This window comes from Hydrogenimonas urashimensis (assembly GCF_016593255.1).
Classification (GTDB): Bacteria; Campylobacterota; Campylobacteria; order Campylobacterales; family Hydrogenimonadaceae; genus Hydrogenimonas; species Hydrogenimonas urashimensis.
The window spans coordinates 859766-873242 of the sequence record NZ_AP023212.1 but is presented as its reverse complement, the minus strand read 5'-3'; the positions used below and the strand labels follow the sequence as shown (position 1 = coordinate 873242).

Sequence of the window (13477 nt, the reverse complement as noted above, 5' to 3'; positions counted from 1 at the left end):
TATTTTGATATGTAGTAAAAACAATGATATACTTTCGCGTCAAGGAGAAGCGATGGAGAAGGGAACCGAAAATTTTCTCAAAGCCGCAGGGGCACTCTATGACGAAACGCGCATCCGGCTGCTCAAGTATATCGACAGGTATGGTCCGCTCTGCGTCTGTGAACTGGAAGAGGCTTTCAAAATGCTCCAATCCAGGCTCTCGCGCCATTTGAAAATTTTGAAAGAGGCGGGATTTTTGACATCCGAGCGAAGGGGAAGGTGGGTCTATTACGCGATTCATCCAAATCCCGGGACCTTTCACAGGGCAGCGCTGGAAAAGATTCGTTCGCTACCACTTGAAATTCCGAAAAACCGAAAGGTATGCAACGCATGAAAAAAGTGCTGATTCTGTGTACCGGCAACAGCTGCCGCTCTATCATCGCCGAAGCGCTGGTGAACAAAACCCTTCAAACGAAGGGGATCGAAGCCTTCAGTGCCGGCAGCCGCCCCAGCGGCCGGGTCAACCCCGATGCGAAGCGGGTGTTGGAGGAGGAAGGGGCGTGGGACGAGCGCTACCACTCCAAAACGATCGACGAAGCGATGAAAGAGGGCCCCTTCAATCTGGTGGTGACCGTCTGTGACGATGCCAAAGAGAGCTGCCCTGTCTTCCCGGGCGGCGTCAAAACGATCCATGTGGGATTCGAAGACCCCGACGGCCAACCCTATGACGCTTTCGTCGAAACGAAAGAGAAGATCAAAAACGACCTTTTGCCCATCATCGAAAAAGAACTGAATGGAGGAAATGAATGAAGATCGAAATACTTGGAACCGGTTGCGCCAAATGCAAAACGTTGGAGCAGAATGTCATGGCGGCATTGGGAAAAGTGGGGAAATTCGCGGAATTGAAAAAGGTGGAGGATATCACCGAGATCATGCAGTATGGGGTCATGACTACGCCGGGCCTGGTGATCGATGGGCAGGTCGTCAGTGTCGGCAAGGTGCTCTCGCCCGACGAGATCGCCCAGCTGATCCAAAAGGCCGGATGATGCGTTTCTTTACGAAAATCAAATGTTTTGATGATGCCACGACGCTCGATGACGACGACTTGATCTGTTACTGTATCGAAGTGGACAAAAAAAGCATCGTCGAAGCCATCCGAAACGGGGCGACGGATCTGAAGGCGATCAAGGAAAAAACCGGCGCTTGCAGCGGTCATGAATGTGCCGAAAAAAATCCCAATGGCCGCTGCTGTTCCAAAGAGATCCGTCAGTTGATCGACCTTTACTGCAAAAGGGTATAAGTGTTCGGGTGGTGGCAGAAGATCGTCGACGGTTTCGTCTACGGCACACTGGGGCTCGACCCCAACTCCGCCGCGGGAAGTGCGCTCGATTTCTTTCTTTTCGATACGGTCAAGATTTTGCTGCTTCTTACTGTCATCATCTTTCTCGTGACCTTCGTGCGCAGCTACTTTCCCGTGGAGAAAGTGCGCGACTGGCTGGCCGACAAACACCAGATAGTGGGCTATGTCACAGCGGCGCTGTTTGGTATCATTACCCCCTTTTGCACCTGTTCGGCGATTCCGCTTTTTCTGGGTTTCCTGCAGGCGCGTATCCCGTTGGGCGTGACCTTCAGCTACCTCGTCAGCGCACCGATGAACAACGAAATCGCCATTGCCATGCTTTTTACGCTGTTCGGATGGCAAGTGACGGCGCTCTATATCGGCTTCGGGCTGCTGGTGGCTATCGTCGCCGGACTCGTCATCGACCGCCTCGACCTGGAAGAGGAGGTACTCATCAAGCCCCCGCCCATGAAACCACACACGATCGAAACAGTCGAAATACCTGTCGCCAAACGGTTGAAAGAGGCGTGGGCCTATACGCTGGATATTTTGAAAAAAGTAGGACTTTACGTGCTGGCAGGGGTGGGTATCGGTGCCTGGATTCATGGGTACGTTCCCGCTGATCTCATCGTCAGATACGCCGGTGGCGACGCCTGGTATAGCGTACCGCTGGCGACGATCCTGGGTGTGCCGATGTACTCCAACGCCGCCGGTGTCATGCCCCTGATCGAAGTGCTGACACAAAAAGGGATGCTCATGGGGACGGCACTTTCGTTCATGATGGCCATTACGGCATTGAGTTTGCCGGAGGCGATGATTTTGAAAAAGATTCTCTCCATGAAACTGATCGCGATCTTTTTTAGCACCGTTGCGGTGGGGATCATGGCCATCGGTTATCTTTTCAACGTGATGCTCGCATGATTCTGGCACTGGCTCTCTTTTTGGTGACACTAATTCTTGTCATCTGGCAGCCAAAAGGCCTTCAGATAGGCACGACGGCGGTGCTGGATGCCGTGGCTGCGTTGCTGCTGGGGGCCGTCTCCTGGCACGACGTGGTGGCGGTGACGGCGATCGTCTGGGACGCCATGCTGGCGCTCATCGGCATCATTTTGCTTTCGATGGTGCTGGACGAGATCGGCTTTTTCGAGTGGGCGGCAGCGGCCCGTTGATGTTCGTCAATATGATATTGGGGGCGTTGGTGGCCGCTTTTTTCGCCAACGAAGGCCCGGTTTCATTTTCGCAATCATGAGCGCGGTGATGAACAACATGCCCACCAACATGATCATGGATATCGCCATCGACCACGGGAGCTATGGGGGTCATGAAGCCTTGACATACGCCAATATACTCGGTTCAAACCCGGGGCCCAAAATGACCTCCATCGGTTCACTTGCCACACTGCTGTAGCTCCATGTTCTTTAAAAAAGGAGTGCATATTGGGTGGGGTGAGTAAAAGTAGGCCTTGTTGTTACATCCCCCGTTCTTTTTGTCGCATTGGGGGGGATTGCTTTAAAATATCCAAAAAAAATTTTGGCGCCTTGTTTGAAAGATAAAATTCGCCAAAACGACCTTCGGCAGCAAAAAGATTGTCAACTTTTCCATCGGGAGAGAGGTCAAGCTATAATCGGGCGATGTTTTTGCCGATATATAATTCCGGCACTGTTGGCATACAATGGATACCGTGAGTAAATATTATATTGCAACATAATTGAAAAGAATCGATATGTGCTATAATTTTTTTCAAAAAAAGGCGAAAATGCGCGAACGAAGGAGTGAATTTTCATGAGAATATTATCGAAAATCGGGGTGTTGATGGCTCTGCTGTCGGTCCATCCGCTTTTTGCGCTCAATCTGCAGGAAGCGATGCTGCATATACTGCAGACAAATCCCCTGATCCAGGAGCGGCTTAAAAACTACAATGCGACGCGTGAAGATGTCACGATCGCAAAGAGCGGATGGCTGCCGAAACTCGACTATTACGGCGGTGTCGGACGCGAGTGGGGAAAAAACCTCTACACCGATCATGACTGGAACGATTACAGGATTTACGAAAATTCCCTTCTGTTGACGCAAAATATTTTCAACGGCTGGAGTACGACCCATCAGATAAACACCCAGCAAGCGCGTGTTCTCGCCGCAGCCTACAATTACATCGAGGTGGTCGACGACACCGGGTACCGCTTGGTGAACTACTACCTGGAAGTGGTGAAAAACAGGGAACTGCTAAAAATCGCCGAAGAGAATATACGCATCAACGAAGAGATCTTCAACAAGGTCAACAAGCTCTACCAGGGCGGATTGACGACCAAATCGGAGATGGAGAAGGCGGCCGCCTCACTGGCGCTGGCACGTTCGAACGAGGTGGTCCAGCGGAACAATCTCAGCGATGCCCTCTTTCAGTTCAAGTATTTCTACGGAGAGAAAGTCGATCCCGAAGCTTTCGAGATTCCCGATCTCGCACTTTCGCTGCCCGGCAGTTACGAAGAGGGCAGGAACTATGCGTTGAACCACAATCCTTCGATTCTCGTGCAACGCTACAATATCAAAGTGGCCCAGGAAGATTACGAGGAGAAAAGGGGCCGCTACTATCCCAGTGTCGATATCCGCGCCCGCAGTTCATGGAACTACAACATGGGGGGAGAACGGGACGGCCACGACGACCGCTACCGTGTCACGGCGACACTGTCCTACAACCTTTTCAACGGCTTCGCCGATAAAGCGGCGATACAGAAGGGTGTGAGCAAAGTGCAGCAGGAGGTGATGCTCAAACACGATCTGATGCGCAAAACCGAAGAGAGTTTCGACCTCTCCTGGGCGGCCTACGAACATCTCAAAAACAAGCTTGAACACCTGCAGGAGTACAAACTTCATGCCGTCAACACGCTGCGGCTCTACTCCAAAGAGTACGAAATGGGACGCCGTTCGCTGCTCGATCTTCTCTCTGCCCAAAACGACCTGATCAATGCGAAATCGCAGATCGTCATGACCAAATACGGCTATCTCTTCTCGAAATACCGCATCCTCGATGCGATGGGAACGATGGTACCCGCTGTCGTGGGCCGAAGCGGTATCTACACAGCCCGTGTGGGACTCGGTCCGGATGATGAGAGTAAACAGGATTCGCTGCCGGTCGATATCTTGAATGAAAACAACACATTTCTCGAAACGCTGCAGAAGAGTGTCACCAAAAAAGAGAAATGAGACCAAAGATGACGGACGAGGGTTATGAAACCGGAAAATACTGCATACGACTCACTGCTCAACTCCCTTGTCCTCTTTACGAAACTCTATCATAAACCCTACTCGGCCGAATCGTTGACCCATGGCCTGCCTCTTGAAAACGAGGAGGGCAGGCCGGTTCTGTTCAGCGTGAACAAAGCGCGGGGACTGATGTCCCGTGCGGCACAGCGTGCCGGTCTCAAATCGACATTCGTCAAAAAAGATCTCGATGAGATTTCTCCGCTCTTTTTGCCGATGATCCTGCTGCTCAAGAACAGGGAGAGCTGCATTCTGGAGAGTTTCTCTCCGGACGGAAAAGAGGCGAAGATCGTTCTTCCCGATGCGGGAGAGAGCCATGAGTGGGTGGATGTTGAGACACTCGAAAAGGAGTATACGGGCTACGGATTTTTGCTGAAGAGAATCTACGACTACGGGGAGCGGGAGCAGAAGCGGCTCAATCTTGATGTCAAACACTGGTTCTGGGATAGCATCAGGCACTCCTACAGCATCTACAAAGATGTCATCATGGCATCGATCCTTGTCAACATTTTCGTTCTGGCGACCCCGCTTTTTACCCGGACCGTCTACAACCGGGTCATCCCCAACCAGGCGGTCGAAACGCTCTGGTACTTCGCAGGCGGTGTCGTGGTCATCTATCTGATCGATCTTTTTTTGAAGCTCACCCGCACCTATTTTCTTGAAATCGCCGCCAAAAAGTCCGACATCATCATGTCGTCGGTGATCTTCGAAAAAGTACTCGACATGCAGATGAAAGCGATGCCCAAGTCGGTCGGCTCCTTCGCCAGCAATCTGAAAGACTTCGACGCGATCCGCTCTTTTTTGACATCGGCGACTCTGACGACACTCATCGATATCCCTTTCGCAATCCTTTTCCTGGTCGTCATCTGGTATCTGGGAGGCCCCATCGTCTGGGTGCCGATCGTCACGATTCTTCTGATTATCGGCTATGCGTTGCTGATCCGAAAACCGCTCTATCGCCGGATCGAGCAGACCCATCAGGCGGCCGCCCACAAAAACGGAATTTTGGTCGAGGCGCTTCACAATCTCGAAACCATCAAAACCCTCGGTGCGGCGGGCCGTGTGCAGTGGGAGTGGGAGGAAGCGACAGGTGAGGTGGCCGAAAAGAGCCTCTCGGCCCGTCTGATGTCGGCTTCCCTGCCTGCGATCACATCGTTTCTCGTTCAGTTCAATACGGTACTGGTCGTCGTGGTGGGGGTCTATCTGATCAAAGAGGGAACGATGACGATGGGAGACCTGATCGCAATCGTCATACTCGTATCAAGAACGGTGGCCCCGATGGGACAGGCCGCTTCGCTCATCGCCAATTACGAGGATGTCAAAACCGTCTACAGGATGATGGAGGAGATCGTCAATCAGCCGGTGGAGCGTCCCGAAGCGAAGGAGTTCGTCCAGAAACCGCATTTCGAAGGCAAGATAGAGTTCAAAGATGTCACCTTCAGCTATCCGGACGAGGAGCGGCCGGCCATCCAGAACGTCTCCTTCACGATCGCACCGGGAGAGAGAGTGGGGCTGATCGGTCGCATCGGTTCGGGAAAGAGCACGATTTTGAAACTGGCGATGCATCTTTATGAACCGGATGAGGGGGCCGTTTTGATCGACGACATCGATATCAAACAGATCGATCCGGCCGATCTGCGCGCCAATGTCGCCTATGTCGACCAGCATGTCAAACTCTTTCGTGGCACGATGAAGGAGAACCTCAAATACGGCAACCCCTATATCGATGACGAACGGATGATCGAGGCGGCGAAAGCGTCGGGTGTTCACGAATTTGTGCAGAAGCATCCCAAAGGATACGAAATGATGATCGGCGAACAGGGTGTCGGTCTCTCGGGAGGCCAGAAACAGAGCGTCGCCATCGCCAGGGCTCTGATGCGGGATGCCTCGATCGTTATGATGGACGAGCCGACAAACGCGATGGACCAGGTCAGTGAGGCGCGTATCATCGCGCTTTTCAAATCCCGTTTTCGCGGCAAAACGCTCCTTCTGTCGACCCAGAAACTCTCCCTGCTGGAGGCGGTCGATCGCGTCATCGTGATGCATGAAGGAAAAATCTATCTGGACGGACCGCGCGATGTGGTCCTCAAAACACTGCGAGGCGAAAACCATGGCAAAGCGTAAAGAGCAGCTCAGCGAACGGGAGCTCGCCTATCTTGAAAGCCTGAGTCAGGCGGTGCTGCACTCGACCCCCAGACGCAGCCGTATCATTCTCTATTTCTGGCTGGTGACCGTCGCGGCTTTCTTGCTTTGGGCCTCCATCGCCAAAGTGGATGAGATCGTCCGTTCCCAGGGAAAGATCGTCCCATCCGGCGAAAACAAGACACTTCAAAACCTCGAAGGGGGTATCGTCGAGGAGATTCTCGTCAAGGAGGGGGATGCCGTCAAAAAAGGCGAGGTGCTGCTGAAAATCAAAAACGTCAAATCGAAAACGGAACTGGCCGGCTATCTGAGCAAATACAACGAACTGGCCGCGAGGGCCAGCCGGCTCCGTGCGCAGGCGAAGAACAGGCCTTTGACGTTCGATCCTGTCATGCGCAAGGCGCATCCGGACCTGGTGGCGCGGGAAAAAAGCCTTTACGAGGCCAACATGGGCCGCCTTGCGGCGCAGGTCGAGACATTCAAAAGGCAGATCCGCCAGAAAAGGGAGCAGCTCAAAGAGGCCAGGGCGAAGCTCAAAAACCTCCGGCACAGCTACGAACTGATCGAAGAAGAGGTCAAAATGAGCGAACCGATGGTCAAAGAGGGGGTCAAATCGCGTGTCGACTTTCTGAAACTCCAGCGGGAAGCCAATGCCATCTTGACGGAAATCGACAGTGTCAAAAATTCGATACCCCGCATAGAGTCCGCGATCTTGGAAATCAACAGCCGCATCAAAGAGGCGAAGCTGGATTTTCGGAGCAAATCGGAAAAGGAGATGAACGAGGCCCTGGGAGAGATGGAGCGGCTCACCGAAAAGATCAAGGCGTTCCGCGATTCCGTGAACCGTACGCTTGTCCGCTCACCGGTGGACGGACTGGTCAAAAAACTCTACGTCAATACGATCGGTGGGGTCGTCAAGCCCGGAATGGACCTGGTCGAGATCGTGCCGTTGGACAAAAACCTGATCGCGGAAGTGAAGGTGAGCCCCAAAGATATCGCCTTCATCTATCCGGGGCAGAAAGCACTCGTGAAATTCACCGCTTACGACTTCGCTATCTACGGGGGGCTGAGCGGCAAGGTCGTGGGAATCAGTCCCGACACGGTCACCGACAAAAAAGAGAGGACTTTCTACATCGTCCGCATCAAAACCGACAAGAATTTTCTCTTTTCCAACGGAAAAGAGCTGAAAATCATTCCAGGAATGGTTGTAAATGCCGATATTATCACAGGCAAGCGGACGATTCTCGATTATCTGCTCAAGCCGATACTCAACAGCAAAGACTATATTTTCACGGAGCATTGATGATCGAAATTCTGAGTGGGGATATCGTTCTGGCCGACCGCTGGCGGGAAGCTCTGAAAGAGTACGATCCCTTGATTGTGGAGAGAATCGAGTCTTCCGAGTCGCGGAAGATCCTCATCGCGGATTTCACCACCGCCTGGAAAGAGGTGCTCGATTACCTGAAAAAGCGATCGGACGGGCGGGTGGAACTGATCGTGCTCGAAGGCGTTCCAAAGCGCCGGACCGCGGAGAGACTTTTCGCGGCCGGTGTGAAGGGGTATGGCAACGCCTACATGCAGCCGATCCATCTGCAATCGTGCGTCGAGACGGTTAGGAGCGGGAACCTCTGGGTCTATCCCGAATTCCTCAGCGCCTTGGTCGAAAAGATCATGCATTCTAAAACGCAAAACCTCCGTGCGGAGGATATGCCGGATATATTGACACCCCGTGAAAAAGAGATCGTCGAAGAGGTTGCGCAGGGCAAAAACAACAGGGAGATCGCCGAACGGCTTGGTATCGCCGAACGGACGGTCAAGGCCCATCTTGGCAACATCTACGGGAAACTTCGCGTTTCCAACCGCCTGGAGCTGGCATTGAAAGTCAAAGAGACGGGTTCTAGTACTTTCGTCCAATAGACGAAAAGAGAGAAAATGCAATAAAATCTGAAAAAAACGACAGTGGAAGGGAACAGTATGGCACACATCATCGGGTATGTAAAATCGACGGAAGGAAAATTTTACGCCAAGGGTCCGGACGGATCGGTGAGGGAGCTGAAAGAGGGTGACCCGATCTTCAGCAACGATCTGGTGTACGACCCTTCCCACAATGCCGCCAACCGGGTGGTTATCGATCTTCTCAGGGCCGAAAACGACCTTGTCGCCAGCGGGAAGGCCGAAATCATGTTCGACGAAACCGTGGCGCAGAACGAAACGCGTCTTGCTGAATCGGCATTGAGCGAAGCGGATATGGTGACAGCCCTCGCCGCAGAGGAACGGGGCGAAAACGATCCGATCGACATGCTACTAAAAGAGTACGGCGACATCGATGTGGAAGAGACGGCAGTCGGTGAGAAAGAGGTTCTGCCGCAATCGCATGAGAGCGGTGACACTTTCGCCGCACAGAGCGGTGCGGAAGCGAACGTGGAAGCATCACTGCGCAATGTCGCTTCCCACAACTACTCGCTCGACCAGACATACAACCCTGCCCAGGCCCAAAGAAGCGAGAACGGGACGGGTCTTTTCACACCCGAAGCATCGGTTTCGCCCGTGGCCCCCTCTCCCTCTCCGACCGTGCCTCCCATGCCCATCCAGCCGCCGAACGATACGGAAACGAGCAACAGTTTCACGGTGGCCGACGGAAACGGGGACAATATCATCAACGCCGATGAAGCGACACACATCGCCGTTTCCGGCACCGTCGAACCCGGAAGCAGGATCGATTCGCTGACCTTCTCCGATGGAGAGAATACCCTTCATGTCCCTTCGTCGGCGATCCGTTACACCCCTTCGACCGGGCACTTTTCAGTGGATGGCATCGATGTCTCGTCCCTCGCGGACGGACCCATCGTCGTGAGCCTTACAAGCACCGACGAAGCGGGAAACAGCGCCACATCCACTTCCACGTTGCTGAAAGATACGAGGCCGCCACACGTTGAGTTGACACTGGACGAGACGATCACCTCCGATGATGTGATCAATGCGGCCGAAGCCGATGGGAACATCGGAATTTCCGGACATGTCGATGGCGATTTCAATGTCGGAGAGACTGTCCATCTATCTGTCAATGGTCAGCAATACACCGGCCAGGTCGATGCATCCGGCAGATTCGTCATCGAGGTTCCGGGAAAAGAGCTCGTCGCCGATCCCGACCATACGATCGAAGCGAGCATCACCGTTTTGGATGCAGCGGGCAACAGAACCACCGCCATCGATTCGGACCGCTACAGTGTGGATCTGAACGCTCCCAAAGCGCCTGTCGTGAAAATCGCGGAGGATGCTAATAACGACGGCTTCATCAGCGGTGCCGAGCTGGATGGAAAAGTGGATGTGCGGATCGATCTTCCCGCGGATGCGGAAGCCGGTGATCGTCTTCGTGTCACAGACGGAACGGATGTGCAGAGTGTGACTCTGAGTGAGGAGATGATCGAAAGCGGCCGCGTTTCGGTCGCTTTCGACGCTCCCGGGGAGGGCGGCACGATACAGGTCGAAGCGGTCATCGTCGATGCGGCAGGAAACCCCTCGCCCGCGGGAAGCGACAGCGCCATCGTCGATACGACGGCACCGGGCGCGACGATTGCGCTGGATGGAACCATTACGCCCGACGATGTGATCAACGCGGAAGAGAGCGGCAGAGATATCGCCATAACCGGTACCGTGGGCGGTGATGTGAAAGAGGGCGATACCGTCACGCTGAACGTCAACGGGAAAACCTTCACGGCGGAGGTGCATGAGGGAAGATTTACGGCGATGGTGCCCGGAAGCGATCTTGCGGCAGATCCGGACCGCACGATCGAAGCGTCGGTGAGCGTGACCGACGAAGCGGGCAATGTGGCGACGGCGACAGACAGCGAGAGTTACCGTATCGATACGGCGCTGGATATAAGCGTCGCTCTAAGCGACAACAACCCGAATGACAGCGACAATGTGATCAATCGGGCCGAACAGCATCAGGCCGCGGTTACGGGACATCTGGAACCGGGCGCCGTGATCAAAACGATGGTCATCACGGACGAAGCGGGTCACAGACTCGAGATCGATCCGGCGGATGTCGTTGTCGAGCAGGATGGAAACTACCGTGTCGATGTGGATCTTTCCACTCTTGACGACGGCACGCTGCAGGTGGCCGTAAGCGGTGAGGATGCCTATGGCAACACCGGAACCGCCACAGGCGAGATAGTGAAAGATACCGTCTGCTCCGTGACGATCGGCCTGGCCTCTTCGAGTGACACCGGAGAATCCGATTCCGACAACCTGACCAACGACGACTCGCCGCTTCTGACGGGTCAGACGGACCCCGGTGCGGAAGTAACCATCTATCAAGATGGCACGGCAATAGGAACGGTGACGGCGGATGCGGACGGAAAATGGGAGTTCGAGGTTCCCTCTTTGATCGATCGTCCGGTCACGACGAAAACGGAAGATGCGCAAGACTCCAACGGCAACGAGCTCAACAACACCCTCGATACCGCTGTCGTGTTCGAGCGTTCCGACTTTGGCGCTTTCTCCCGGAATTTCGGCGGGTCGGACGACATCAACGGACGGGAAGTGCCCGAAAACGTCAAAGACCCCAACACCCTTTCGGCACGCTTCGTCGGCGAAATCAGGAATGTCGATCCCGAAGGAAGCTCTTTCCCTGCCGATGGTCACGTGGATCAGGATTGGGTGAAAGTCTCCCTGAAGGCGGGAGAGAAACTTATCCTGGACGTCGACTACGGCGTTGACGGCAATATCTGGAACAACGACGGTTCCGTCGATACGGAGATCCGGGTCTTCGATGCCAACGGAGAGCTGGTAAGGGGCGTCGATAAGCATATCTACAACTATCCCGCGGGCGAGATCACCGACGCGATGCAAGACGACGATCTGACGCCTTTGGATGGCGGGGAAGGTTCGAAAATATACGACCGGACCGGACCCGATGCCCGAACGCTCGATCCCTATTACGAATTTACCGTACCCAAGGATGGGGAGTACTATATCCAGGTCTCCGCCTTCAACAATGGCAGCAAATACGACAGCGGAACCTACGAGCTCTGGATGAGCATCGAAAACCCGAAATTCGATTTCACCGCGACGGCTGTCGATCCCTACGGCAACAGCGCTTCGAGCGATCCGTTGAGTGTGACGCTCGATACGACGGCTCCGGGTACACCGACCGTGATTTCGCAAACGACGAAGGACGACACTCCCCTTCTGCAGGGAACCTGGGATGAAGCGGAAAGTACGGGCCTGGAGGTGACTCTTGACGGAAAAACCTATGTGCTCGGCAACGATCCGGAATTGACGACGGACGGAAACGGCAACTGGTCGCTCGCGCTTAATGCCCCTCTGGCTGCCGGCGTATACGATGTGACAGTCACGACCATCGACCGCGCGGGCAACCGCTCCGAAGACACGACGCAGGATGAACTGGTCGTTCAAGCCCACAGCAACGACCATCCGCCTGTGGCCAACGACGATATCGTGTTGACCAATATCGAAGCGGGGGAAGCCATTCCCATTCCGGCACGCATGCTGTTGAACAACGACAGCGACGCCGATCTGGACGATCTGGCCGTCACCTCGGTTTCCAATCCCGTCGGGGGAGACGTACACGGCGTCGATCCAATCGAATTTACCGACCACTTACACGTCGGCCGCACGGCGGAGACGATGAACGAAGCGGACCGCTATGCAGGCGATTCCGAAGCCAACCCCCTGAACAACGATCTGGAGCATGCCTACGAAATCACACGTGACCGTTTCGGACGTGTCGATGGTTCACAGGCCCCGTATGTCGCCGATGCGGCGCTTCCTTCGTTCAAATGGACCGGAACGATCGATGACGACGGTTCGACGTCCGGAGTCTCCGACAAAGATTATCTGAAAGTCTATCTCCATGCCGGAGAAAAGATCATTCTCGATGTCGACAAAGGGGATGACGGAGACAGGGATGTCGGAAAAGATCCCCAGGATGTCGATATGGCTGTCTATCTATACGATGGAAGCGGCAACCTGCTGGCAAGCAACGATGATGCGGCTCCTAACGCGGGAGGCGAAGGATCGGTCAAGAGCGGCTATCACGGCAACTCGCTCGATTCCTACCTGGAATACGAGGTCAGTGAAGACGGGTACTACTACATCGAAGCGACGGCGTGGGACAATTCCGCTCATGGTATCCAGGATGACGACGGCAACTATGAGCTGTGGATTTCGATCGACCCGGTTCCAGGGGAGAGACACGGCTCTTTCGATTACGAAATCAGTGACGGCAAATACAGCGATGACGCATCGGTCGAAGTGGCCCTGACGGATTCGCAGACGGTGACGGGCACCGACGCCGATGAAATTCTTCTCGGCACTTCCAATCAGGCGGATACTCTCAAAGGAGAGGGCGGAAACGATGCGTTGCTGTTCGAAAACATCGATACGGTCGATGGCGGGAGCGGAAACGATACGCTGTTTACCCAGGAGAATATCGACTTCACCCTCTTGGCCGACGGGCAGATCAAAAACATCGAAACGATCGATATGCAAGACGGCAAAGAGGAGAATCTTGTCAAGCTCACGCTCGAAGATGTCATCGAAATGACCGATGAAGACAATACGCTCGTTATCGATGGCGAAAGCGGCGACAAAGTGGATGTTCCCGACGCTCCGTCGGGTTACAGCGTGACCCAGTCGACGGAAGGCGGGTATGACGTCTACACCTACACCAGCAGCAGCGGTGATCCGACGGTCACGCTCAAAATCGATCAGGATGTTCAGCACGGCTGAGTG

The 13477-nt window shown here is 54.3% G+C and carries 11 protein-coding genes and 1 pseudogene; all 12 read left to right on the top strand.

Annotated elements, in window-relative coordinates:
* Positions 1 to 52 precede the first annotated feature (52 nt).
* The 12 genes and pseudogenes from JMG82_RS04350 (at position 53) to JMG82_RS04295 (ending at position 13474) form a co-directional block, all read left to right on the top strand.
* Complete coding sequence (locus JMG82_RS04350) at positions 53 to 373, top strand: ArsR/SmtB family transcription factor (RefSeq protein ID WP_201353703.1); 321 nt, start codon at positions 53 to 55, stop codon at positions 371 to 373.
* Positions 370 to 789 carry an arsenate reductase ArsC gene (locus JMG82_RS04345; RefSeq protein WP_201353702.1) on the top strand — a complete coding sequence of 140 codons (420 nt, stop codon included), beginning with the start codon at positions 370 to 372 and terminating at the stop codon, positions 787 to 789. The genes JMG82_RS04350 and JMG82_RS04345 overlap by 4 nt, the downstream gene beginning before the upstream one ends.
* Positions 786 to 1025 (top strand): thioredoxin family protein, encoded by a 240-nt coding sequence (locus tag JMG82_RS04340; RefSeq protein ID WP_201353701.1) that lies wholly within the window; start codon positions 786 to 788, stop codon positions 1023 to 1025. Before JMG82_RS04345 ends, JMG82_RS04340 begins: the two co-directional genes overlap by 4 nt.
* Positions 1025 to 1279 carry a (2Fe-2S)-binding protein gene (locus tag JMG82_RS04335; RefSeq protein ID WP_201354213.1) on the top strand — a complete coding sequence of 85 codons (255 nt, stop codon included), beginning with the start codon at positions 1025 to 1027 and terminating at the stop codon, positions 1277 to 1279. Before JMG82_RS04340 ends, JMG82_RS04335 begins: the two co-directional genes overlap by 1 nt.
* Positions 1280 to 2239, top strand: coding sequence for a permease (locus tag JMG82_RS04330; RefSeq protein WP_201353700.1), 960 nt, complete (start codon positions 1280 to 1282; stop codon positions 2237 to 2239).
* A pseudogene (locus JMG82_RS11865) lies at positions 2236 to 2543 on the top strand (ArsB/NhaD family transporter); the annotation flags it as partial. The gene JMG82_RS04330 and the pseudogene JMG82_RS11865, both read left to right, overlap by 4 nt.
* Before the next feature lie 20 nt (positions 2544 to 2563).
* The gene (locus JMG82_RS11860; protein ID WP_201353699.1) at positions 2564 to 2725 is read left to right on the top strand and encodes an ArsB/NhaD family transporter; all 162 of its coding nucleotides are present in this window, start codon (positions 2564 to 2566) and stop codon (positions 2723 to 2725) included.
* 375 nt (positions 2726 to 3100) lie between these two features.
* Positions 3101 to 4519, top strand: a complete 1419-nt coding sequence (locus JMG82_RS04315) for a TolC family outer membrane protein (protein WP_201353698.1) — start codon at positions 3101 to 3103, stop codon at positions 4517 to 4519.
* A gap of 24 nt (positions 4520 to 4543) precedes the next feature.
* Positions 4544 to 6700, top strand: coding sequence for a type I secretion system permease/ATPase (locus tag JMG82_RS04310; RefSeq protein ID WP_201353697.1), 2157 nt, complete (start codon positions 4544 to 4546; stop codon positions 6698 to 6700).
* Positions 6687 to 8021 (top strand): HlyD family type I secretion periplasmic adaptor subunit, encoded by a 1335-nt coding sequence (locus JMG82_RS04305; protein ID WP_201353696.1) that lies wholly within the window; start codon positions 6687 to 6689, stop codon positions 8019 to 8021. Before JMG82_RS04310 ends, JMG82_RS04305 begins: the two co-directional genes overlap by 14 nt.
* Entirely contained in the window at positions 8021 to 8635 is a 615-nt protein-coding gene (locus tag JMG82_RS04300) for a response regulator transcription factor (RefSeq protein ID WP_201353695.1), read from the top strand. Before JMG82_RS04305 ends, JMG82_RS04300 begins: the two co-directional genes overlap by 1 nt.
* A gap of 57 nt (positions 8636 to 8692) precedes the next feature.
* Positions 8693 to 13474, top strand: coding sequence for an Ig-like domain-containing protein (locus JMG82_RS04295; RefSeq protein WP_201353694.1), 4782 nt, complete (start codon positions 8693 to 8695; stop codon positions 13472 to 13474).
* Positions 13475 to 13477: the final 3 nt, after the last annotated feature.